Source organism: Microbacterium sp. (assembly GCF_031179285.1).
In the GTDB taxonomy this organism is placed as follows: domain Bacteria; phylum Actinomycetota; class Actinomycetes; order Actinomycetales; family Microbacteriaceae; genus Microbacterium.
The window spans coordinates 152,036-175,332 of record NZ_JAPSHY010000005.1; the positions used below are offsets into that span (position 1 = coordinate 152,036).

Annotated in this window: 23 protein-coding genes; 19 read left to right on the top strand and 4 right to left on the bottom strand. The window is 68.4% G+C overall.

The genetic code is table 11. The annotated features are described in order from the left end of the window. Positions 1-57 precede the first annotated feature (57 nt). Positions 58-1,440 carry a hypothetical protein gene (locus tag RIN18_RS05220; RefSeq protein WP_309102891.1) on the bottom strand — a complete coding sequence of 461 codons (1,383 nt, stop codon included), beginning with the start codon at positions 1,438-1,440 and terminating at the stop codon, positions 58-60. A gap of 209 nt (positions 1,441-1,649) precedes the next feature. Here RIN18_RS05220 and arfB point away from each other — a divergent pair, with 209 nt between their 5' ends. The 4 genes from arfB (at position 1,650) to RIN18_RS05240 (ending at position 5,091) form a co-directional block, all read left to right on the top strand. Next, entirely contained in the window at positions 1,650-2,090 is a 441-nt protein-coding gene (gene arfB / locus RIN18_RS05225; RefSeq protein ID WP_309102892.1) for an alternative ribosome rescue aminoacyl-tRNA hydrolase ArfB, read from the top strand. Between the two features lie 81 nt (positions 2,091-2,171). Continuing rightward, the gene (locus tag RIN18_RS05230) at positions 2,172-2,522 is read left to right on the top strand and encodes a PLD nuclease N-terminal domain-containing protein (RefSeq protein ID WP_309102893.1); all 351 of its coding nucleotides are present in this window, start codon (positions 2,172-2,174) and stop codon (positions 2,520-2,522) included. After that, a complete protein-coding gene (gene menD, locus RIN18_RS05235) occupies positions 2,519-4,183 on the top strand; it encodes a 2-succinyl-5-enolpyruvyl-6-hydroxy-3-cyclohexene-1-carboxylic-acid synthase (RefSeq protein ID WP_309102894.1) in 1,665 nt (554 codons plus the stop codon). The genes RIN18_RS05230 and menD overlap by 4 nt, the downstream gene beginning before the upstream one ends. A gap of 53 nt (positions 4,184-4,236) precedes the next feature. Beyond that, positions 4,237-5,091: a PPK2 family polyphosphate kinase gene (locus RIN18_RS05240; protein ID WP_309102895.1), complete on the top strand. Its 855-nt coding sequence runs from the start codon at positions 4,237-4,239 to the stop codon at positions 5,089-5,091. Positions 5,092-5,110: 19 nt separating this feature from the next. On the opposite strand, the gene RIN18_RS05245 is transcribed toward RIN18_RS05240, so the two are convergent. Next, positions 5,111-6,379 carry an isochorismate synthase gene (locus RIN18_RS05245; protein WP_309102916.1) on the bottom strand — a complete coding sequence of 423 codons (1,269 nt, stop codon included), beginning with the start codon at positions 6,377-6,379 and terminating at the stop codon, positions 5,111-5,113. Between the two features lie 361 nt (positions 6,380-6,740). Here RIN18_RS05245 and RIN18_RS05250 point away from each other — a divergent pair, with 361 nt between their 5' ends. The 6 genes from RIN18_RS05250 to RIN18_RS05275 all read left to right on the top strand — a co-directional run bounded on the left by RIN18_RS05250 (position 6,741) and on the right by RIN18_RS05275 (position 12,698). Beyond that, positions 6,741-7,310 (top strand): hypothetical protein, encoded by a 570-nt coding sequence (locus RIN18_RS05250; RefSeq protein ID WP_309102896.1) that lies wholly within the window; start codon positions 6,741-6,743, stop codon positions 7,308-7,310. Next, a complete protein-coding gene (locus tag RIN18_RS05255; RefSeq protein WP_309102897.1) occupies positions 7,307-8,041 on the top strand; it encodes a class I SAM-dependent methyltransferase in 735 nt (244 codons plus the stop codon). The genes RIN18_RS05250 and RIN18_RS05255 overlap by 4 nt, the downstream gene beginning before the upstream one ends. Positions 8,042-8,087: 46 nt before the next feature. Beyond that, the gene (locus RIN18_RS05260; RefSeq protein WP_309102898.1) at positions 8,088-9,149 is read left to right on the top strand and encodes a polyprenyl synthetase family protein; all 1,062 of its coding nucleotides are present in this window, start codon (positions 8,088-8,090) and stop codon (positions 9,147-9,149) included. Between the two features lie 24 nt (positions 9,150-9,173). Then, a complete protein-coding gene (locus RIN18_RS05265; protein ID WP_309102899.1) occupies positions 9,174-10,547 on the top strand; it encodes an FAD-dependent oxidoreductase in 1,374 nt (457 codons plus the stop codon). Positions 10,548-10,616: 69 nt separating this feature from the next. Then, positions 10,617-11,669 (top strand): hypothetical protein, encoded by a 1,053-nt coding sequence (locus RIN18_RS05270; protein WP_309102900.1) that lies wholly within the window; start codon positions 10,617-10,619, stop codon positions 11,667-11,669. A 21-nt stretch (positions 11,670-11,690) separates the two neighbouring features. Then, positions 11,691-12,698, top strand: coding sequence for an alpha/beta hydrolase (locus tag RIN18_RS05275; protein ID WP_309102901.1), 1,008 nt, complete (start codon positions 11,691-11,693; stop codon positions 12,696-12,698). A 4-nt stretch (positions 12,699-12,702) separates the two neighbouring features. On the opposite strand, the gene RIN18_RS05280 is transcribed toward RIN18_RS05275, so the two are convergent. After that, positions 12,703-13,332, bottom strand: coding sequence for a GntR family transcriptional regulator (locus tag RIN18_RS05280; protein ID WP_309102902.1), 630 nt, complete (start codon positions 13,330-13,332; stop codon positions 12,703-12,705). 528 nt (positions 13,333-13,860) lie between these two features. On the opposite strand from RIN18_RS05280, the gene aspS reads away from it, so the two are divergent. Next, positions 13,861-15,162, top strand: a complete 1,302-nt coding sequence (gene aspS / locus RIN18_RS05285) for an aspartate--tRNA(Asn) ligase (RefSeq protein ID WP_309102903.1) — start codon at positions 13,861-13,863, stop codon at positions 15,160-15,162. A 58-nt stretch (positions 15,163-15,220) separates the two neighbouring features. Here the strand turns inward: aspS and RIN18_RS05290 are convergent, their stop codons facing one another. After that, positions 15,221-15,709, bottom strand: coding sequence for a YajQ family cyclic di-GMP-binding protein (locus RIN18_RS05290; protein WP_309102904.1), 489 nt, complete (start codon positions 15,707-15,709; stop codon positions 15,221-15,223). A 213-nt stretch (positions 15,710-15,922) separates the two neighbouring features. Between RIN18_RS05290 and RIN18_RS05295 the strand changes: the two genes are divergently transcribed. The 8 genes from RIN18_RS05295 (at position 15,923) to RIN18_RS05330 (ending at position 23,017) form a co-directional block, all read left to right on the top strand. Continuing rightward, entirely contained in the window at positions 15,923-17,161 is a 1,239-nt protein-coding gene (locus RIN18_RS05295; RefSeq protein ID WP_309102905.1) for a maltose ABC transporter substrate-binding protein, read from the top strand. Between the two features lie 81 nt (positions 17,162-17,242). Further along, on the top strand, positions 17,243-18,868 hold the full coding sequence (locus RIN18_RS05300) for an ABC transporter permease subunit (protein ID WP_309102906.1): 1,626 nt from the start codon (positions 17,243-17,245) through the stop codon (positions 18,866-18,868). A 1-nt stretch (position 18,869) separates the two neighbouring features. Next, on the top strand, positions 18,870-19,802 hold the full coding sequence (locus RIN18_RS05305) for a sugar ABC transporter permease (RefSeq protein WP_375163494.1): 933 nt from the start codon (positions 18,870-18,872) through the stop codon (positions 19,800-19,802). A gap of 155 nt (positions 19,803-19,957) precedes the next feature. Beyond that, positions 19,958-20,347, top strand: a complete 390-nt coding sequence (locus tag RIN18_RS05310) for a hypothetical protein (RefSeq protein ID WP_309102907.1) — start codon at positions 19,958-19,960, stop codon at positions 20,345-20,347. Positions 20,348-20,428: 81 nt separating this feature from the next. Beyond that, positions 20,429-20,581 carry a hypothetical protein gene (locus RIN18_RS05315; RefSeq protein ID WP_309102908.1) on the top strand — a complete coding sequence of 51 codons (153 nt, stop codon included), beginning with the start codon at positions 20,429-20,431 and terminating at the stop codon, positions 20,579-20,581. Between the two features lie 123 nt (positions 20,582-20,704). Beyond that, positions 20,705-21,769 (top strand): ABC transporter, encoded by a 1,065-nt coding sequence (locus tag RIN18_RS05320; protein WP_309102909.1) that lies wholly within the window; start codon positions 20,705-20,707, stop codon positions 21,767-21,769. Between the two features lie 80 nt (positions 21,770-21,849). Next, positions 21,850-22,269 (top strand): hypothetical protein, encoded by a 420-nt coding sequence (locus tag RIN18_RS05325; RefSeq protein ID WP_309102910.1) that lies wholly within the window; start codon positions 21,850-21,852, stop codon positions 22,267-22,269. Between the two features lie 100 nt (positions 22,270-22,369). Further along, on the top strand, positions 22,370-23,017 hold the full coding sequence (locus RIN18_RS05330; protein ID WP_309102911.1) for a spermidine/putrescine ABC transporter substrate-binding protein: 648 nt from the start codon (positions 22,370-22,372) through the stop codon (positions 23,015-23,017). Positions 23,018-23,297: the final 280 nt, after the last annotated feature.

Here is a 23,297-nt window from a genome sequence, read left to right on the forward strand (position 1 = left end):
TCCCCACACCTCGGGGGGATCGCGGCTCTCTGTGTGCGTGACGGCGTCGAGCCGAGCTCAGTTCAGTGTGAACGTGACCGTCTGCGTGTTGCCGGCGACGTCGTGCACGACCATCGTGTTCTCACCCGCAACGGCGCCGAAGGTGCCTGGCTTGATGAAGTTGACATCGGACCAGGCGTTGTTCGAGAGGTCCTTCACCGTGCCGTTGATCGAGACCTTGTCGATCTTGCCGGCATCCGACAGCTTGAAGCTGACGAGGTCATACGTGCCTTCCTCGCCGACGGTGAAGTGCTTGCCGTTCTTCACCGTCGCCTTCGGCGCTGTCGCGTCGAGTGAGAACGCGAAGGTCCGCGTCTCCGAGATCTTGCCGGTGACGTCCTCGGCGTTGTACTTGACGGTGTAGTCGCCGTCGGGCAGCGTGACGGTCGCCGTGTGCGAGCCACTCGTGCCCGTGACGGCGGTCTGGGTGCTCTTGACCAGCTTGCCGTTGCGGTAGATGTTGGCGACGATGCGCTTCAGGCCGGTGTCGTCGGTCGCGTCGACCTGCACCGACAGTGCCTGGAAGGGGCCGGCCGCCGTCGGGGAGACGAGCGTGACCTGCGGCTTCTGCGTGTCGGGGATCGGTTCGAGGGTGACGGTGAAGGCCGGGTTCCAGAAGTAGTTCAGCACCTCGCTCGACGAGAACCAGTAGGCACCGTCTCGCTCGGTCACGGTGAACGGGTTGACGTCGCCGGCCGTGACGTCGGCGATGCGGTACCCGGCGGGGGCCGCGACGCGAACCCCGAGGTCGCCCGGAAGATGGCGGACGTACGACGAGGGCTGGAACGCCTCGTAGGTGCCCGGGCGGAAGTCGTACTCGGTGGCGGGGTACCAGTCGTCGCCGGATCCGAGTTCGACCGTGGCGAGGCCCGCGGCGGGAGTGCCGTCGGAGAAGATCACGTTCGCCACCAGGCGAAGGGCGGACATGCCGATCAGGCGCTGCTCGCCGTCCTCATCGATCACGATGTCGAGCACGCCCTGCGGCCCGAAGTACTCGGCCGTGGCCAGCCGGGTGATGTCAGCGGCGCTGGTCGCGCCGGTCGCGTCGAACAGTACCTCGCCGGGGGGATTGTTGGGGTAGCCGAGGTGAAGCCTGGCAGGGCCCACCGGGACGTCGGTGAAGCGGTAGATCCCGTCCTCGTCGGCGCTCTTGTAGTGCCGGGTGCCGTTGACGTCGATGAGCTGAGCGGCATGCGAGGTGTTCAGCCGGTCGACGTCGCCGCTCGGGGCCGTCTTGGTCGTGTCGAACAGTCCGTCCGCGTAGCGGTCGTCGAACCGCGTGACCTCGAGTGTGCCGGTGGCCGCGTCGGTGGTCTCCTCGGCGGATGCCGGCAACGGCGCGGCGATCAATGCGGCGGCCAGTCCCGCAGCCGCCCAGCCGGTGGTCTTGCTGATCTTCATGTGCGTCCCCAGTGTTGAAATGGCGTGGTCGGAGGGGGCGATCGCCCCGCCCACACCGAACCTAGGGGGACGTCGATCGCCGCTCCACGGCAATCCCCGGATGTTCACCGAGGTTTCAGCTGCCCTCTGCCGTCATTCACCTGTTGGTCATCGTCGGCAGACCAGAACCTGCGGGCGCGACCGCCGGATCGACAGGGGATGATGGTGGCATGGCCGCTCCTCATCGCCCAGGACTCCGGGTCACGGCGACCGTCACGATCCCCGAATCCGAGCTGACGTGGCGCTTCTCCCGCTCCTCGGGGCCCGGCGGACAGGGCGTGAACACCGCGGACTCGCGCGTCGAGCTCGTCTGGGATGCCGCGACCTCCGTCGCCCTCTCGGCAATGCAGCGCGAAGTCTTGCTCGAGCGGCTGAGCGGTCGACTCGTCGACGGAGTGCTCACGATCACCGCCTCCGAGCATCGTGCGCAGTTGCGCAACCGCGACGCCGCACGAGCGCGGTTGGCGGCGTTGGTCGCCGAAGCGCTGCGTCCGCCGTCGCCGCCGCGGCGCCCGACGAAGCCGACCCGCGGTTCGAAGGAGCGGCGGTTGACGTCCAAGCAGCGTCGAACAGATATCAAGCAGCTCCGCCGCCCGCCTCGCGACATCTGAAAGGTCGGCGGCCGCGCCCGTCGCGGCCGCTTCGGCCGTCTCGCTCAGCCCGCTCACTGCTGACACACCTACACTGGAGGGGTGGTGAGACTACTGATCATCGGCGGCGTTCTGGCCGCTGTGTTCTGGGTGTTCAGCATCGTCGACTGCGCTGTGCAACCGGCGACGCGGCACCGCGGCGTCTCGAAGGCCGCGTGGATGGCCATCGTCATCATCCTCCCCGTCATCGGCGGTGTGCTGTGGTTCGCGATCGGTCGCCGCCGCGCGAACGACAAAGGGCAGATGCGTTTCATCGCGCCCGACGACGACCCCATGTTCCTCAAGGGCATCAGCAAGTCCGAGCAGGATGCCCGCATCCAGCGTCTCGAAGAAGAGCTCGCGCGCCTGAACGACGAGACCGACGAGGGTCCGACGCCGGAACCGCGCAAGTGACCGCGGCGCCCGCGACGGATGCCGCTGCGGCTCTGCTCGCGGAGCTCATCGCGAACGGGGTGCGCGATCTCGTGCTGTCGCCGGGTTCGCGTTCGCAGGCGCTCGCGCTCGCGGCCATGCAGCTCGCCCGTGAAGGGGCGCTTCGGGTGCACGTACGCATCGACGAGCGAGTCGCCGGCTTCACCGCCCTCGGCATCTCTCGCGAGCAGGGCGTGCCGACCGCGGTGCTCTGCACGTCGGGAACCGCTGTCGGCAACCTGCTTCCCGCCGCGATGGAGGCCTTCCACTCCGGCATCCCGCTGCTGCTGCTGACCGCTGATCGGCCGCCCGAGCTGCGCGGGGTCGGCGCCAATCAGGCCACTCGCCAAGACGGACTCTTCGCGCCGTGGGCGAGAGAGCAGATCGATGCCCCCGTGCCCGGGGACGGCGAGTGGTCAGGCCTCGGCATCCGTGCGGTCGCCACCGCCATGGGGGCGCAGGCGACGAACGGGATCGCCGGGGTCGCAGGCCCCGTGCATCTGAACCTTCCGGCACGGGAGCCGCTGTCGGGCGCCGTCCCCGACATCGCCGTCGCTCCCGGGCCCGCCCCTCGTCCGCGCGAGGATCAGCCGTTTCTGCTCGAGCGCGGACCGCGGACGGTCGTCATCGCCGGTGCCGACGCGGGCCCGGCGGCCGAGGAGGTCGCGCACGCGGGTTCCTGGCCTCTCATCGCCGAGATCGTCAGCGGCGCCCGGTTCGGACGTCTCCTCGTTCACGGGTATCGCGAACTGCTGCGCCAAGACGAGCTCGGTGGCCGTGTCGAGCGCGCCGTCGTCTTCGGGCATCCGACGCTCAGCCGCGAGGTCGCGCGCCTGCTCTCGCGGGCAGACGTCGACGTGATCGCCGTGAGCCGCGGTGGCGAGGCGCTGAACCTCAACCACCGGTCCCGCCCGGTGCGGGCCGTGGCGGTGGCGGAGGGCACCGCCGATCGCGCATGGCTCGGTGCGTGGCTGGAAGCATCGGCCGCCGCGGCCGTCGACCTCAGCGAACGGGCGCCGGATCACCTCGGCCTCGCCTCGACGGATCCCGCTGCCCGCCGTGATGCCGTGAAGGCGGAGCTCGACGCCGTGCGCCGGCCCCTGGACAGGGAACTCCTCGCCGACGCCGTTTGGCGGGCGACCTGGCCGCATGATCGGCTCATGTTCGGATCGTCACGGCTCGTGCGGGTCGCCGACGCGGTGCTGGGCGGAAAGAAGATTCCCGTCCATTCCAACCGGGGACTCGCCGGGATCGATGGCACCGTCGCGACGGCGACGGGGATCGCGCTGGCGAGCCAGGCAGACGGGTCGCCGGGGATCACCCGGGTGCTGCTGGGAGATCTGGCGCTCCTGCACGACGTCGGGGCCCTCCTGCTGCCGCCCGACGAGGCGGAGCCGCGCCTGCAGGTGATCGTCGGCAACGATGGCGGCGGCACGATCTTCGACGGTCTCGAGGTGGCGGCATCCGCCCCTCGGGCGGATCTCGATCGCGCGTTCTACACGCCGCACGCCGTGCAGCTCGAGCAGCTCGCCCGCGCCTACGGCTGGGAGTACCGGCGCGTGACGACGCGGACGGCGCTCGATCAGGCGCTGACCACCCCCAGCGGGGGCCGCCAGCTCATCGAAGTGCCGCTGCCCCGCTGACGGATCCGGCCGCGGGGGTGCCGCGCCGGGCCGGAAATAGGCAGGATGAGCTCATGACAGTGCACACGTGGACTGCCCAGCCTTCCGACATCCTGCGGGTGGGCGACGGCTTCCTCCTCGCCGACGTCGATCCGGGCGGTACGCCGGGATTCGAGGGCGACAAGGCTCGGGGCAAGGCCGAGCTCGCCGTCCGCGTCCGCGAGCTCGATGCTCTTCAGGAGCGGTTGTACGCGCAGAGTCGTGCCGGAGAGGCGGCTGACTCGGTGCTGCTCGTGCTCCAGGCGATGGACTCGGCGGGCAAGGGTGGAATCGTGCGGCACGTCGTGGGCGGAGTGGACCCGCAGGGCATCCTGCTCAGCGCCTTCAAGACGCCCACTGAGCAGGAGCGAGCGCACGACTTCCTGTGGCGCATCGAGCGCCGCCTCCCTGCGCCGGGCATCATCGGAGTGTTCGACCGCTCGCACTATGAGGACGTGCTGATCGCCCGCGTGCGGGATCTGGCTTCCGTGGCGGAAATCGAGCGCAGGTACGACGCCATCAACGAATTCGAGCGGAAGGTCGCCGAGGCCGGCACACACGTCATCAAGGTCATGCTGCACATCTCGCCCGAGGAGCAGAAGAGTCGCCTGATGGAACGGCTCGAGCGACCGGACAAGCACTGGAAGTACAACCCGGGCGATGTAGCCGAGCGGATCCGCTGGCCCGACTACATGGCGGCTTATCAGACCGTGTTCGACCGCACGTCCACGGAGCGGGCGCCGTGGTTCGTGGTGCCGGCCGATCACAAGTGGTACGCGCGGCTCGCCGTTCAGGAACTGCTTCTCGCCGCGCTGCAGGACATCGACCCGCAGTGGCCGGCCGCGGATTTCGACGTCGAGGCCGAGAAGAAGCGCCTCGCCGCCAGCTGACTATCCCGGCTGAGGGCCCTCAGGCGAGCGCGTCGACCAGCGGGCGGAACTTGATCCTGGTCTCCAGCAGCTCGGTCTCAGGGTCCGAACCATCGACGATGCCGGCGCCGGCATAGGCCGTCACGGGGATCGAATCCGTGTACTCGGCGAATCTCCGGGCCGGGGGAGTCCCGAACTGCGCACACCGCAGCGCGATCGCCCACTCGCCGTTGCCGGCCGCGTCCACCCAGCCGACCGGCCCCGCGTAGCGCCCGCGGTCGAAGGGCTCGAGCTCCCGGATCGCCGCGATGGCCGCGGGAGTGGGCGTGCCGGCGACGGCGGCGGTCGGATGCAGCGCGCCCACCAGATCCAGCGCGGAACCGTCGTCAGCCAGCTCTCCCTCGACATCGGTGGCGAGATGGAACAGGTTCGGCAGCTTCAGCAGGAACGGCGCTTCGCTCGCGGCGAGTGTGCGAGTGTGCGGTCGCAGCGAGGCGAGCACGCTCTGCACCGCGTACTGGTGCTCGTCGAGATCCTTGGTGCTCGAGGCGAGCGACGACGAGGCGGCCGTGTCGGCATCCGCATCGGCGCCGCGGCCGATCGTGCCGGCGAGCACCCGGGCGGTCACCGTGCGGTTCTGCACCGTGACCAGGGTCTCGGGGCTCGCTCCGATGAGACCGTCGACCGCGAACGTCCACGTGTCGGGGTACCCGGTCGAGAGGGCTCTCACCAGCCGGCGGAGGTCGGACGCCGCCGGGATGCTGCCACTGAGGTCTCGGGCGAGGACGACCTTGCTCAGCTCGCCGCCGGCGATCCGGGCGAGCGCCTGGCGGACCGAATCCTGATACCCCTGGGTGCTCTGCCGGCCGGGGCCCACGGTTCCTGCCCAGTGCGGCCCGTACTCGCGCGGCTCGAACGTCGTGTCCGGAGAGTATGAGCTCGAGCGGATGCGGGTGAGCCAGGTGCGGCCCCGGTGCCGACCGATGATGGCGGCGGGGACGATCAGCACACTCTCGGCCGAAGACTCTTCGTCGAACGTGAGGGCGCCGAAGGCCACCAGCCCCGACCCGGGAAGCCCGACAGGATCGTCGATGGCGGCATCCGCTGTCGCGCGTCGCCAGGCGGCCGCGATGGTCGATGCGCGTGGTTCGCCCGTCCCTGACGGCACCTGGATCGACGCGACCGTCTGGCCACCCACCGCGACGACGCCGTCGCCTCGACGCAGCCAGGCGAGAGGCGCGTCCGGGTCCGCGAAGGCGAGAAGGTCGTCGACGGGATCGATCTCGCGGGTCTCGACGACCAGGCTCATGCTCACGTCTCCAGCCTAGATCGCGCGGGCCCAGTGCCAGACACCCGCCCGAGACCTCTGTTGCTGCTCGAGACCCCAATCCTCGCGTGAGACATCACGTGCGGCATGGTGTCTCGTGCCGACTCTGTCGTCTCGCGAGAAATGTGGCGTCTCGCGAGCGACATCGTGGTGACACACCGGTTTCGTCGCGAGCCGTCAGACGCTGCCCGAGACACCAGCCGCCGCATGAGACACCACGTGAGCTGTGATGTCTCACGCGCGAGGTGGGGTCTCACGACGAAAGTCGTGTCTCGCGTGCCCCTGGCAGAGAGGCGGATGCCGGACGCAACGCCGCGTCGCTGGCGCGTCCTAGGCTGAGACGATGAGCGACACGCGTCCTGCAGTGGGGTCCGAGATGGTGTTCCAGTGGCGCAAGTGGGACGGCTCGCCGCACTGGCGTCACCAGTGCGTCTACCTCGGCGCCGATGAATGGGGCGACTGGCTCGGGCAGCCCGTGGGATGGCACAGCGCGCGCCCCAGTGCGTCCTTCACCGCACACGGGTCGAACGTGACATTGGTTCCGCCGTCGGGCGACCACGCACTCACGGTGAATCGCGATCACCCCAAGGCGATGCGCATCTACATCGACATCGCCTGGGACGTCCGCTGGTCCGACGACCCGCTGCTCGCCACCGGGATCGATATGGACCTCGACGTGGTCAGGGTGGACGGCGAGCGTGGCACCTGGGTCGACGACCGTGACGAGTGGGCGGAACACAGCATCCGCTACGGCTATCCGGCCGATATCATGGCCCATCTCGAGGCGCTCGCGCTCGACCTCGAGAACCGTGTTCGGGCCCAGCATCCGCCGTTCGACGACGCCGTACCGGACTTCTGGCTCGACCGCCTCGAGGGGCTGGGTCTGGGAGCTGCGCCTACACTCATCTCATGACCCCGAACGAGCCGAACCGCGCCGATCTCGGCAAGGACCCCGCCCGCGTCAGCGGCATGTTCGATCAGGTCGCCGCGGGCTACGACCGCACGAACACCGCGATGACGTTCGGCAACGACGCGCTGTGGCGGGCAGCGACCACGCGCGCCGTCGCTCCGAAGCCGGGGGAGCGCATCCTCGACCTCGGCGCCGGAACGGCGTCGTCGTCGGCATCGCTCGCTCGGAGCGGCGCCGCTGTCGTGGCCGCCGACTTCTCACCCGGGATGCTGGCCGAAGCGCAGCGGCGGCACGGGAGCATGCGCAACCTCTCCTTCGTCGAGGCGGATGCCACGAATCTGCCGTTCGCGGACGCGGAGTTCGATGCGGTGACGATGTCGTACGCGCTGCGCAACGTCAACGAGCCGAAGAAGGCACTGGCCGAGTTGTTCCGCGTCACCAAGCCGGGTGGACGCCTGGTGATCAACGAGTTCTCCACCCCTCCGGCCAAGCTGTTCCGCAGCGCCTACCGCTTCTACAACGACCAGGTCCTGCCGCGCGTCGCCAGGGTGGCGGGAACCAACGGCGACGCCTACGACTACCTCAACGAGTCGATCCGCGACTGGCCCGACCAGAAGCGGTTGTCGGCATGGATCAGAGACGCCGGCTGGACGAACGTCGCCTACCGGAACCTCTCCTTCGGGATCGTGGCACTGCACCGCGCGACGAAGCCGCAGACGCCGGCGTCCGCTTGACGGCGCTCGCGCGAACCGTGACACCGGACGCAGGTAGGCTGGAGTCGTGACTTCGAGCCCCGCCGCCCCGGGTTCGCGCCTGGCGAGCCGTCTCGGCTTCAGCGACCGCGTGTTCGTCGGCCCCGCAGCGCGCCGGGTGGCTCGTGAGATCGAAGAAGGACTGGAGCGGGTCGAGACAGGCCTCGCCGACGAGGTGAGGGTCGCCGATCCCCTGGCGGACGCTGCGAGCCGCTACCTCTACGAAGCGGGCGGCAAGCGCATCCGTCCGGTGCTGACACTGCTGGCGGCACAGCTGGGCGACGGCAACACGGATGCCGTCATCGATGTCGCCACGGCGCTGGAGATGACGCATCTCGGCTCGCTGTATCACGACGACGTCATGGACGGCGCCGACCGCCGCCGCGGTGTACCGGCAGCCCACGCGGTCTGGGGCAACAGCATCGCGATCCTCACCGGAGACATCCTGTTCTCGCGCGCCAGCCAGCTCATGGCCCGCCACGGCGAGCGAGCGATCCGCCTCCAGGCCGACACCTTCGAGCGCCTCGTGCTCGGCCAGATGCACGAGACGATCGGCGCGCAGCCCGACGACGACCCCATCGGGTTCTACATCCAGGTGCTCGCCGACAAGACGGGCTCTCTCATCGCCGCAGCGACGCAGTCCGGGGTCATCTTCTCCAACGCTCCGACTGCTCTCGAGGAACCGATGCGCATCTACGGCGAGAAGATTGGCGTCGCCTTCCAGCTTCTCGACGACGTGATCGACCTGTCCGCGAAGCCCGAGGACACCGGCAAAGTGCCGGGCACCGACCTGCGCGCAGGGGTTCCGACCATGCCGTACCTGCTTCTGAAGGCGGAGCGCGATGCTGCGTCGGGCGTGCTGGCGCAGCGCATCGACGACGGCGTCACCCGGATCGCCGCGGGCGACGACCCCGCGATCCTCGACGCAGCCCTTGCAGACCTCCGCGATCACGTCGTGACCCAGAAGACCCTCGAGCTCGCGCACACCTGGACCGGCGACGCTGTCACGGCCCTTGAGCCGCTGCCGAGGGGGGCAGTGCGCGATGCGCTGACACGATTCGCCGAAACCCTCGCGGAACGCTCGAGCTGACGCAGCTGCTGACGAAAGGATCCCATGACCAAGCTCAGGCTGGCCATCGTCGGGGCGGGACCGGCAGGCATCTACGCCGCCGACATCCTGCTCAAGGCCGAACGCAAGTTCGACGTCTCGATCGATCTGTTCGAGCAGCTTCCGGCGCCGTACGGACTGGTGCGCTACGGCGTCGCCCCGGACCATCCGCGGATCAAGGGCATCATCAACGCCCTCCGCGATGTGCTCGACCGGGGCGACATCCGCCTGTTCGGCAATGTCCGCTTCGGCGAGGACATCACTCTCGAAGACCTCAAGCGCCACTACAACGCCGTGATCTTCGCCACCGGCGCGATCCGCGACACCACCATGAACATCCCCGGGATCGACGCGATCGGTGCGTACGGCGCGGCCGACTACGTCAGTTGGTTCGACGGACACCCTGACGTGCCGAGGGAATGGCCGCTGGATGCGGAGTCCGTGGCCGTCATCGGCAACGGCAACGTCGCCCTGGACGTTGCCCGGATGCTGGCGAAGCATGCCGAGGATCTCCTCGTCACCGAAGTCCCGGCGAACGTGTACGAGGGGCTCAAGGCCAGTCGTGTCACCGACGTCCACGTGTTCGGACGGCGCGGGCCCGCCCAGGTGAAGTTCACCCCGCTGGAGCTGCGCGAACTCGGCGAGCTGCGCGACGTCGACATGGTCGTGTACGACGAGGACTTCGACTACGACGAGGCGTCCAAGGACGCGGTCGCCAGCAACAAGCAGGTCATGGTGATCGACCGCATCCTGCAGTCGTGGCGCAAGCGCGAATCGGTGAACAACGCCGGGGGCACTGCCTCGCGGCGGCTCCACCTGCACTTCTGGGCGCGACCGGTCGAGGTGCGCAAGGACGACGAGGGTCGCGTCGCGGCTCTCGTGTACGAGCGCACCGAGCCCGACGGCCAGGGCGGCGCCATCGGCACCGGCGAGATGCGCGAGGTTCCCATTCAGGCGTTGTATCGCGCGATCGGCTACTTCGGCTCGCCGCTGCCCGGTGTGCCCTTCGACAAGAAGCACGGCGTGATCCCGAACCGCGAAGGGCAGGTGCTCGCCAAGGACTCCAACGAGCGAGTCCCCGGCATCTATGCGACCGGCTGGATCAAACGGGGCCCCGTCGGACTCATCGGCCACACCAAGTCGGATGCGATGGAGACCGTTCGCCACATCATCAACGATCAGGGCTCCTGGTGGCATCCGGAGGATCCGTCGGAGTCGGCGATCCCCGCGCTCCTCGAGCAGCGCGGTGTGCGCTGGACCGATCTCGAAGGCTGGCACCGCCTCGACGAGCACGAGATCGCGCTCGGGGCTCCCCAGGAGCGCGCGCGTGTGAAGGTCGTCCCGCGCGAGGAGATGGTGCGCGTCTCTCGCGGCGAGTAGCCGCAGAACGTCGCCGGATCGTTGCATCCGGCAGCATGCGGGCGATGCGCGCGATCCTATGCTGAGGGCATGCGACCGCGCCTGCTCTTTCTCGCTGTGATGACGGCTTCGCTTCTGGTCGCCGGGTGCGCCGCGACGCCGATCCCGCAACCGACGATCGCGCATCCCTCCGCCTCACCGTCGGCCTCGCCGACGCCCACTGCATCGCCGGCCGTCGCGCCGGAGATCGCGTTCGACGTGACGTGCACCGACGTGGCGGCCGAGATGGCGGGCCTGACCGACGCCGTGGATGCTCCGGTGCGAGAGCTTCTGTCCACCGTGTCAGGCCCGAACTGGTATCCGGGACCCGCGCAGTACATGTTCCCCCGCAGTGGTGGTCTGGCGTGCTCCCAGGACGACGGCGAACAGCTGATCTGGGAGATCGCCATCATCCCAGGGGCTCAACTCGCGCTGGATGGACTCGCGAGGGAGGGGTACGAGCCGTTTTCGTACTGCGACATCGGGGGCTGCCAGGCGATCGTCCAGGAGGGCGATGTGCTCGTGAGCGGTTCGGCGTCCGGTCCGACGCTCAGCGCAGCCGACACCGAGCGCGTCGATGCGGCGTTGCGGCGACTCGCTGTTCTGGCCGCGGACTCACAGCGAGACATCGAGTTCCAGGACAGCGAGCTCGCCGGAGTCGGATGCGAGCGACTGCTCACGGCAGCGGAACTGTCGGCGGCGTGGGGAGTCCGCGCCGAGATGGAGACGGGATTCAGCTTCGGAGGTTGGGGGGTGCCCGCCCATACCTACCTCGTCGTCGATGAGGCCCCGCTGTGCTACTACAGCTCGGCGGCCGGCTCCTACGAGGCCGATCCCTATCTGACCATCACGGGACTTCCGGCCGGTGCGTGGGCGTTCGATCTCATCGAGGGCCGCACCCCGGTCGACGTCCCCGGCGTCGACGTCGCCTTCGCCGGAATCGAGAGCACGCCGCCGTTCTCGCGCCCGTTCCTGGATCTTCTCGTCGGCGCGGACTGGATTCGCCTCACCACCTACGACGAGGGTGACGGGAGCTACGACCTGATGGCCATCGCCCCGCAGATCGTCGAGCATCTGGCCACGGGCCGCCCCGCCCCTCAGTGACCGCTCGGCTAGCCTGACGGCATGGCCGAATGGATCCCGGACGTTCTCGGCGACGAGTTCGAGCAGTTGACGCTGGACCTCGGCGACGACACCGAGGGGCCGGTCGTCGCGACGCTCATCCGGGCGCTGCCCGCAGAGGTCACCTGGTGGGAGCGCCTTCAGGGGCAGCGGCGGCCCCTCGACGACGTGGATGTCCTCTACGTGCATGGCTGGTCCGACTACTTCTTCCAGAAGCGCCTCGCCCGATTCTGGACTGCCCGCGGAGCCCGCTTCCACGCCCTCGACCTGCGCAAGTACGGCCGGAGCCTTCGCGACGGCCAGACACCGGGCTACATCGCCGATCTCGCCACCTACGACGAAGACATCGACGCCGCGCTCGAGGCGATGGGTCGTGGCATCGGGCGTCGCGACACACCCCGCAAGCTCGTGCTGCTGGGCCACTCGACGGGCGGCCTCACCCTGAGCCTGTGGGCGTCGCGGCACGAAGAGGCGGTGGATGCCGTCATCCTGAACAGTCCCTGGCTCGAGTTCCAGGTCGCGCCGGCCAGAGTCGCGATCGCCCCGATGGTGGAACTGCAGGCCCGCCTGCGACCGCTCGACGTCGCGCCCCAGGTCGATCTCGGGTTCTACACCAGGGCGCAGCAGGAAGTCGCCGATCCGGACGATCCGATGGTCGTCAATCCGCTGTGGCGGCCGGCGCAGACCATGCCGGTGCACGCCGGGTGGTTCCATGCGATCCTCTCCGGCCATCGTGCGGTCGCCGCGGGGCTCGCGATCGACACCCCGATCTGCGTACTGCTGTCGGCTCGAACGGTCCCACCCACCCGATGGTCGGACGATCTCACCTCCGCCGACAGTGTGCTCGTGGTCGACGACATCGCGAGAGCCGCACTCAGGCTCGGCTCCTCAGTGACGGTGGAGCGGATCGACGGCGCGCTGCATGACGTGTTCCTCTCCCGGCGAGAGGCTCGCGAAGAGGCGTATCACCGGCTCGACCGTTGGGTCGGGGGATGGGCCGCAACCCGATGAGGCATCATACGTAGTGCATCTCGCGAACGAGCCGCTCGGCCTCGTCGCCATCGGCGCGCAGCACCGCAGCCCGGAACTCGGCGTAGATCCGCCGCATCCGCTCCCTGTCCTCTTCCGGCACGCGCCAGTCACCCAGGTTCCGGAACAGCGCGATGCTTGCGTCCTCGATCAGCGCCCGGTGCTGAGCGTTGCCGCTATGGCAGCTCAGGTAGGAGAACACAGCCCAGCGAGAGTTCGAGATGCGCGAGTCGTCCTCCCCCGAGGTGAGGAGTTCGTCGACGAGTCCTGCCGCGTGAGCTCGTTGCTCGTCCGTCATACGCGGCAAGCTCATGCGGGCGGCAGCTCCGGCCTGATATCCCGCGAACTCCAGCGTCTGTTCGACGACAGTGGGGGTGACCTCGGTCACCTCGGTGTAGCGACTGGGGTACATGGTCACCAGTCCGAGGCGCTCAAGTCGCTGCAGCGCCTCTCGCACCGGAGTACGTGAGACGTGCAACTCCTCGGCGACCTCGGTGTCGCGTATGCGCTGCCCCGGCCTCAGCGTCCCGTCGACGATCTGCGCGCCGATGTGACGGAAAACCTCTTCGCCCAGCAGTTTCTTGCTGTCGCCGATGTTCGTCGAACGTCCGTTCATGAAACTGCCCCCCAGCTGCACGTCTCTCCAGGCGCCCCAAACAGCCCAGAACGCCACTACATCACGAACCCGAGCTCGATGCCAACACGGTGACGCGCAGATCGACCCGGCGGGTGCGCCCCCTCGAAGTCTGCGGCCGGCGAGCGAAGTGCGCTCGCCGGCCGCAGGCGACGCGACGGATGGAACCGTCGCCGTGCCGGGTCCCCACGGCTGGCGTCGTGATCCGGAGTGCGCGAGCGCCAGGGGCGGCCGCGCAGCACGCGCCATCGCGTCGTCGGCTGCATCGGAGCGCAACCGATTCCAGTCTTCGGGATCCCAACCCATATATCAGTATGCGATCGAGAAACGCCGACCCCCACTACGATGGTCGGGTGGCTGCGAGGCGTGACGACCCTCGGCTCAGGCGAGCGAGCAGCCCGCGCGCGTCCGGCGTACCGACGAGAGGCCGGTGAGACATCGGCGAAGGTGTGGTGGCACCGCGACATAGCCCCCGCCCGCACCTCCAGGGCTTTCACAACTGGAGGAATGATGCGTTCACCGACCCCTGCCCGCACGCTCGCGACACATCTGTCCGAGGTCGTCCCCGGCGACGACGTCACGCTGATGGGACACGTCCACCGTCGTCGCGAGCTCGCAAGAGTGGCATTCCTGATCATCCGCGACCGCACCGGACTCGCGCAGGTGGTGCTGCGGCCGGAAGAGGTGCCTGACGGCGGGCTCCCGCCGGAGGAGACGGTGGTCCGCATCTCGGGCATCGCCTCGGCCAACGCGCAAGCACCGGGTGGACGGGAGGTCACCGCGCCCGAGATCGAGCTGCTTTCGGAACCTGCGCGCCCGCCGGTCGTGGAGCTGTGGCGTCCTTCCCTCGAGGCGGCCCTGCCGACACTCCTCGACAACGCAGCGGTGACGTGGCGCCATCTGACGCAGCGGGCGAAGTGGGACATCGCGGCCGCGAGCCTTCGCGGCTTCCGCCAGACGCTGGATCGGGCCGGCTTCACCGAGGTGCAGACGCCAAAACTCGTCGACAGCGCGACCGAGTCGGGCGCGAACGTCTTTCCCGTGGACTTCTTCGGACGAGAGGCCTTCCTGGCGCAGAGTCCGCAGTTCTACAAGCAGCAGCTCGTCGGCGTCTTCGAGCGGGTCTACGAGATCGGACCCGTCTTCCGTGCCGAGCCGCACGACACGGTGCGCCACCTGGCCCAGTACGTCTCGCTCGACGTCGAGTTCGGGTTCATCCAGAGCCATCGGGATGTGCTTGCGCTGCTCGGCGAGGTACTCCGCGGGATGCTGGAAAACATCCGCACCGAGAGCGTGGACTCTCTGTCCTTGCTCAACGTCGCGCTTCCGGTGATTCCCGACGAGATCCCCACGATCCACTTCCGTGATGCGCTGCGTCGCGTCGGGGCGCCCGATGACGAACCGGACCTCTCTCCCGCCCATGAGCGGGCGCTCGGGAACTGGGCGAAGGAGGAGTTCGGCAGTGACGTCCTCGCGGTGGAGGGGTACCCGATGAGCAAGCGACCGTTCTACACGCACCCTCAGCCCGACGACGAGCGATGGAGCAACAGCTTCGATCTGCTCTTCCGAGGGCTCGAGCTCGTCACCGGCGGGCAGAGACTGCACCGCCACTCTGAGTACGTCGCTGCCATCGAGGCCCGAGGCGAGTCGCCGGAGGCATATGAGGCGTACCTGCAGGCCTTCGCGCACGGGATGCCGCCGCACGGCGGGTTCGCGATCGGACTCGAACGCTGGGTGGCGCGGCTGATCGAGGCGGCGAACGTCCGCGAGGTGGCGCTCTTTCCCCGCGACCTGCACCGCCTCACTCCCTGAGAGCCGCCGCACAGACGAGGGGACGGATGCCGCGGCATCCGTCCCCTTCGATCGGCGCTCAGCGGTAGTTGATGAACTGCAGATCGATGTCGAGGTCTGAGCCCTTGAGAAGTGCGATCACGGCCTGCAGGTCATCGCGGCTCTTGGACTGCACGCGCAGCTCGTCGCCCTGGATCTGGCTCTTCACGCCCTTCGGGCCCTCATCGCGGATGATCTTGCCGATCTTCTTGGCGTTCTCGGAGGAGATGCCGTCCTTGAGCGACGACACGATGCGGAACTCCTTGCCGCTGGCGAAAGGCTCGCCCGACTCGAGGCTCTTCAGCGAGATCCCCCGCTTGATGAGCTTCGACTGGAACACGTCGAGGACGGCCTTGGCGCGCTCCTCGGTGTTGGCGACGATCAGGATCTGCTCGCCGCTCCACGCGATGGAGGCGCCGGTGCCCTTGAAGTCATAGCGCTGCTCCACCTCCTTGCGGGCCTGGTTCAGGGCGTTCTCGGCCTCCTGATGATCCACTTTCGAGACGATGTCAAAGGAACTGTCAGCCATAGAGGCAGTGTAGCGAGAGCGCCTTGTGCGCGAAGTGTTGGAAGCGCTTCCACCCGACTCGACGGCGAGGTGCCGGTCACAGCCTGGTATCGAAGTCGCGTTGCGTTGTGATTCCCGGCCGCGTCGATGCATACTGTAAGCGCTTGCAGTAACGCTCAGGGAACGTCGGCGCCGTTGGCGCCCGCCCGAACTCACGTACAGAGAGGTACACCGATGAAGGTGAACAGGAAGACCGCGCTCGGAATGGGAGCGCTCGTCGCCACCGCGGCACTCGCACTCAGCGGTTGCGCGGGCGGAGACGGCGGCGGCAACGAGAGCGGCGGGGGAGAGAGCGACACCACCCTCACCGTCTGGGTCGACGCGAACCGCGCCACCGCGCTGAAGGACGTCGCCGCCCAGTTCGAGGAGGAGAAGGGCATCAAGGTCGAGCTCGTCAACAAGGACTTCACCAAGATCCAGGAGCAGTTCGCCGCGCAGGTTCCGACCGGGAAGGGTCCAGACATCACGGTGGGCGCGCACGACTGGCTCGGCGGCTTCGTCCAGAACGGCCTCGTCGCTCCCATCGAGCTCGGCGACAAGGCCGCCGATTTCCAGGAGGTGGCCGTTTCGGCGTTCACCGACGACGGCAAGGTCTACGGACTGCCGTACGCCATCGAGAACATCGCGCTCATGCGCAACGCCGATCTCGTCCCCGAGGCTCCGACCTCCTTCGACGACATGATCGCCAAGGGCGCGGCCTCGGGTGCGGAGTACCCGTTCGTCGTGGGGCTGGACCCGGCCAACGCCGACCCGTATCACCTCTACCCCTTCCAGACGTCATTCGGCAATGCGGTCTTCGCGCAGAACGCCGACGGCACGTACGACGGCTCGCAGCTGACCGTCGGCGACGAGGCCGGTCTCGCGTTCGCGAGCTGGCTCGGCGCGCAGGGAGCGGCCGGCACCATCAACCTCAACCTCACGCAGGACCTCTCGAAGGAGGCCTTCAACGCTGGCAGGGCGGCCTTCATCCTGACCGGGCCGTGGAACGTCGCCGACGCCGAGGCGAAGGGCATCAACCTCGCCGTGGACGCGATCCCGTCGGCCGGCGGCCAGACGGCTCGCCCGTTCGTCGGTGTGCAGGGCTTCTACGTCAACGCGAAGTCCGAGAACACGCTGGTGGCCAATGAGTTCCTCGTCAACTACATCGCCACCGAGGACGTGCAGACCGCCATCTACGAGGCGGACAAGCGCACCCCCGCCCTGACCGCATCGTTCGAGAAGGCGTCCGACGACCCGATCGTCGCCGGATTCGGTGCCGTGGGTGCCGAGGGCGTGCCGATGCCGACCATCCCCGAGATGGGCTCGGTGTGGGAGTTCTGGGGCGTGTCGGAGGCCGCGATCATCAAGGGCGAGGACCCGGCGGCGACCTGGTCCAAGATGGCTGCTGACATCCAGGCCAAGATCGGCGGTTGAGCCGTTCACTCGGCGGGGCGCCGATCTCGACGCCCCGCCGAGCCGCTCCACCCCGCACCAGCCGCTGAACCAGGAGAAACGATGACGGCGCCTGTCCTCGACGACGAGACGACCACCGACACCGATCGCACCGCGCTTCGCCGTCGCAAGCGCGCCGAGCGCTACGCCGAGGCAGCGTCCGCCGGATGGAAGGTGTGGCTGGTGAAGATCGCGGCCCTCGCGATCCTCGACGCTGCCGCCGTGTACGCCGTCATGGTGCTCGCGTCATCCGGGTCGTGGGTGATCGCCGCGATCGTCGGCCTCGTCGCCGTCGCCATCAACGTCGTCTATCTCACACCCGGGCTGCTGCCGGCGAAATACCTCACACCGGGTCTGATCTTCCTGCTGATCTTCCAGGTGTTCGTGGTGGGGTACACCGTCTACATCGCCTTCACGAACTACGGCACCGGGCACAACTCCACCAAGGAGGATGCGGTCACAGCCCTCATGCTGCAGTCCGAGACGAGCATCGCCGACTCGCCCGTCTACGGCACCACCGTGCTCGAGCGTGACGGTGCGTTCTACCTGCTCGTCACCGATCCCGAGACCGAGGAAGCCGAGATCGGCACCACCGGAGAGGCGCTGAGCCCGGTCGATGCGGAGTTCGAAGGCGGCAAGGCCGTCGCCGTCGACGGGTACACAGCGCTCGACTTCTCGCAGATCGTGCAGAATCAGTCCGCGATCGCCGCGCTCGCGGTTCCGGTCTCCGACGATCCCGCCGACGGCTATCTGCGCACGACCGACGGCTCAACCGCCTACGAGTTCATCTCGGCGCTCGCCTGGGACGCGGATGCCGGCACGATGACCGACACCGAGACCGGTGTCGTCTACCGCGACGTCGGCACCGGCGCCTTCACCTCGGATGAGGGGGAGGAGCTGCTTCCCGGCTGGAGCACGACGGTCGGGTTCGACAACTTCGTCCGGGCGTTCACCGAGGAGTCGATCCGCGGACCGTTCATCGCCGTCACCGTCTGGACCATCGCCTTCGCGGTGCTGTCGGTGGCCACCACCTTCATCCTCGGCCTCTTCCTCGCGATCGTCTTCAACGATCCCCGCATGAAAAGCAAGAAGTACTACCGGGTCATCATGATCCTTCCCTACGCGTTCCCGGCGTTCCTGTCGGCGATCGTCTGGGCGGGCATGTTCAATCAGGACTTCGGCTTCATCAATCAGGTCCTGCTCGGAGGGGCTGAGATCCCGTGGCTGCAGAACGAGTGGCTCGCCAAGGGCGCGATCCTGCTTGCCAACCTCTGGCTCGGATACCCGTACATGTTCCTCGTGTGCACCGGAGCCATCCAGTCGATTCCAGAGGACATCACGGAGGCGGCGAGGATGGACGGCGCCGGCGTCTGGCAGATCTTCCGGCAGATCAAGTTCCCGCTGCTGCTCGTGTCGGTCGCGCCCCTGCTGATCTCGTCGTTCGCGTTCAACTTCAACAACTTCAACCTGATCTACATGCTCACCGCCGGGGGCCCGCGATTCTCGGATGCGAGCATCAACGTCGGCGCCACCGACATCCTCATCTCCATGGTCTACAAGGTGGCGTTCGTCGGTCAGCTGCGCGATTTCGGCCTCGCCAGCGCGTTCTCGATCATCATCTTCCTCATCGTCGGCGTGATCTCCTACATCGGGTTCCGCCAGACCAAGGTCCTCGAGGAGCTCAACTGACATGGCAACGACACTGACCTCCGCACCCGAGACCTCGATCCCCATGACGCCGGCGCCCACGCCGCACCCGTCGCGCCGGTCCTTCGGCGTCTGGTTCCGTCAGACGGGCTGGCGGCACCTCGTCGGCATCGCGATGCTCATCTTCTCGGCCTTCCCGCTGCTGTACGTGCTCTCGGCCTCGTTCAACCCCGGCGGCACGCTGCTCACGGCGAACGGCTTGTTCCAGACCTTCAGCCTCGACGCCTACGTCCGGCTCTTCCAGGATCCGCAGCGCCCCTACGGCGCCTGGTTCGTGAACTCGATCGTCATCGGACTGGCGACCGCGGTGGGAACGGTGATCCTCGGAGCCCTCGCCGCTTACTCCTTCTCGCGAATGCGCTTCCGTGGCCGACGTGCGGGGCTCTTGACCCTGCTGCTGGTGCAGATGTTCCCGCAGCTGCTCGCATTCGTCGCGATCTTCCTGCTGATGTCGACGATCGACGACATCTTCCCCGGTCTCGGTCTGAACTCGCAGATCGGTCTCATCATGGTGTACCTCGGTGGCGCGCTGGGCGTGAACACCTACCTGATGTACGGGTTCTTCAACACGGTGCCCGCCGAGATCGACGAGGCGGCGAAGATCGACGGCGCCGGTCACGCGCGCATCTTCTTCACCATCATCCTGCGGCTGGTCGCCCCGATCCTCGCCGTGGTCGGTCTTCTCGCCTTCATCGGCACCATGAACGACTTCGTGCTCGCATCCGTGCTGCTCGTCGATCCTGACAAGCAGACGCTCGCCGTCGGGCTCTTCGGATTCGTCTCCACCGAGACGGCGAAGAACTGGAGCGTGTTCTCCGCCGGGGCGATCCTGGCGTCGATCCTTCCGATGGCGCTGTTCCTGTCACTGCAGCGCTACATCGTCGGAGGACTCACCGCCGGTGCGACCAAGGGATGACCCTGCGGGCCCTGTCGGGGCTCGTCCGCCGCGCGAGTGCGTGCAGGACGCCGGGGCGCTGAGCCGGACGCGTCGATGCGCGCACGCGCGCCGCGCGGTAGCGTGAACGGCAGGGGCGCGCAGCCCCGGTCGCGCGAGGAGTCGGAGGGACGATCATGACCGCACCCGTCAGGTCGGCGTCGACACTGGACAGCCGTGGATTCGCTCTCGTCGCGGCATTGGTGCTCGGGTTCGGTGGCCTCGTCGTCCCCGCCGCCGGCTGGGTCGTCGGTGCGGCGCTGGTGTGCGTCAGTCCGCTCTGGAGGCGGTGGGAGAAGGTGACCGCGATCGCGGCGCCGGTCGCCGTCCTCGTGCTCGCCTCGGCGATCGTCTGGGTGTCCGACGTCATCGGATCGGCGGGCCGGTCGGACGAGGGAGCGCACAACCCGCTGGTCCCGGCGGTCTACGACCTCTTCTGGTGGAATGTGATGGCCGTGGCGCTCGTCGTGGTGCCCGCATCCGGTCTGTGGCTGCTCTGGCGCCTGCGACACCACACCGCGCGCTGACGCGAGAACGCCGAACACGCGTTCGTGTCGATCCGGCGCGCGAGACCGGGGGAGCCGCGATGCGCGTCGTAGCGTGTGGGCATGGCACGTGTCGGGGGCAGGAACATCGCGCTGAGCTGGGTCGCCGGGATCTTCTGTGCGGGCGTCGTCGCCGCGCTGTTGTGGCTGGCGCTTCCCATCGCTCCGGTGCTCGGCGACCTCTTCGGAGAGGTGCTTCGCCGAGCCCAGTTCTGATCCTTGGAGCCTGATTCGGGCCCGACCTCCCCCCGTTGCGGCAACACGTCGGCACGCCTGCGTCGACGCGCCCGAATGCGGCGGTACCCTCGCACTGCACACATCCGATGAGAGGCGCACCCCATGAGTGACCCCGAGGTTCCCCGGTCCGAACGGCCGGAAGACGTGAACGATGTCGTCGACCGCGCCAACGCCGGTCTCGACGCCGCTGCCGCCGCGGGTGCAGACGTCCCCGGTACCGCCGCTGAGACCGGCACCGAATCACGGGTCGACCCCGACCTGGCGGCCTTCGAGGAGGCCGAGCGCGCGCACCCCGGCACCTTCTCCGCCGCAGAGCGGGCCGAAGCGGCAGAGCGGGCCGAGGCCAGGGCGGATGCGGCCGCTGACGCCAGAGAGGCCGAGGCCGCCGACGCGCGAGCCGTCGCCGCCGCTGAAGCGAGGACGGCCGACGACTCCGAGACGAGCGTCTTCGATCGACGGACCGCACCCGAATCGGACGCGTACGCGGCATCGGCCGCGCACGCGAGCGAGGAATCGGCGATGGCCGGTGCTGCATACGCATCCGGGCGAGACGCCGAGACGCAGATCGTGCCCTCCGAGCCGTCGGTGGTCCCGGTGCTGCAGCAGCCGATCTTCGTCCAGGCGCCCGAGCCACCGCGTGAGCGCGGCAATCGTGGCACCGCGGCGGCCATCGGCCTACTGGCGACACTGAGCTTCGCCATCCTGTACCTCGGCGCATCGCTCGGACTCCGAGCGATCGCCGGTGACGTGACCGGCGAGAACATCGGCGAAGCCGCGCTGGCGCCGCTGACCACCTGGGGATTCTGGGTTCCCGTGGTCGTCTTCTTCCTGGGCTTCTGGCTGCTCGGTGCGATCATCAACAGAGGGCGCTGGGGGCTGTGGGTCGTCTTCGGCATCCTCGTCGGTGCCGTCGCCTACGGCGGACACATCCTCGGCCAGCTCTTCGAGGCGCCGTTCTGGTTGCTCACCGCGACCGAAAGCAGGGAACTCGTCGGCGAGCAGCTGCTCGCCCCGCTCGCGATCGCGGCATTCGTGTTCGCCCGCGAGCTCACCATCTGGTTCGGTGCGTGGGTCGCTCGCAGCGGTGCCCGTAAGACCGAGCTCAACGCCGAGGCGCAGCGCGAGTACGAGCGCACCCTCGAAGCCGGCCCCACCCTGTCGAGGTAATCACGAACACCACCACGCCGAACCCCCGCGGAGCAGACCCCGCGGGGGTTTCGGCCGTCCTGGCGCAGGTCCTCGCCACGGTGAGCTTCTTCGCGCTCGCAGTCCTGGCACTCGGTGTCGCGAGCGTCGTGACGGACAGCGACATCATCTCGGTGCCCGGCCTCGGACCGATCCCGGGCGTCGTGGGGATGCTGGCTGCCGTCTCTGCCTTCGCGGCCGGCCTCGGCGGCGCCCTGCGCGCCCCGCATCCGTCCTTCCTGGCGGCCCCCGTGATCGCGCTCGCCACAGCGCTGATCCACCTCGTGCTGGTGTGGCTCTCCGTTCTCATCGCCACAGGCGATCTCGTGACGGCGACCGTCGTGGCTGGAGGGCTCGTGCAGCGCGGGGCGAGCCTCGCGCTGTTCATCGCCGCCGCGATCGCGGCGTGGGGCGGGATTGCACTGCGTCGCACGCGATCGGCTCGACCGCGCTGGCCCTGGGAGCGCGAGGAGGACGAGTGACCGCCGAGCGCCGTCGGCGTCCGCGCGAGCGGTGGCTGCCGCAGCACCACGCGGCGGCGGAATCGGCGCGACCGCCCGTCGCGCGCCGTACCCTGTAACTGTGGAGCGATCGCTGGAGACGCAGGTGGACCAGGCCGTCGAGGCCTGGTTGCGCTGGGTGCCGCGCTGGGAGCCGGCGACCCACCGCGGTCGCGTCGCGCCGTGCCGTCGCTGCCTGGGCTCGCCGATCCTGTCGGCTGCCGGAATCGGCGCGAACGTCCCCCACGGGGTGCAGCATGGACTGTCGACGCGCATCAAGAGCATCGTCGACCATGCGGTCGCCGAATACACCGCCCGCAATCTCCCCATGCTGCAGCACGAGCTGGACCAGCAGGCCGAACGCAACCGCGCCCGCAGCTACCGCCCCACCGATGGGCTGGCGCCGGAGTTCGACGGGCTACCGCTCGACCCCGAACCCGTGCCGGGTGCGCCGTTCCTCTTCACCATCGCCGGGATGGCCGACGACGCGTCCGCTGAGCTGCCTCCGCTGCCTCCGCTGACCGATGAGGCGAAGGCGGCGCTCCGTCAGGAGGTCGCCCTCGCCGACGAATACGCCAACATGGTGGGGCGGGAGATCTGCGGCATCCTTCTGCGACACCGGCTCGACATCCAGGCGGCCATATCGCAGCACGTCGAGCCCCAGATCGAGGCGCTGCTGGCCGAGCTGACCCAGGCGCTGGACTCACCGTTCGATCCCGACAGCCCCTGAGCGCCCCGCGCGCGGGGCGGCTGCTCATTTGACCGGCAGGTTACGCGGCATTACACTTGGGCAGGTGTGTGCACGTCTTGACGTGCGCGCTGGGCGTCGGCACCTCGCCGGTCTGCCCCCACGGCATACCCACCACACCAAAAGCACTCCGGCTCCGGCGTGCCGGTGGGTCATGATGTGAAACCCATCACGCTGTCACCGTGCAGCACTATGAGGAGAGAACGTGCCAACCATTCAGCAGTTGGTTCGCAAGGGTCGCTCGCCCAAGGTCACCAAGACC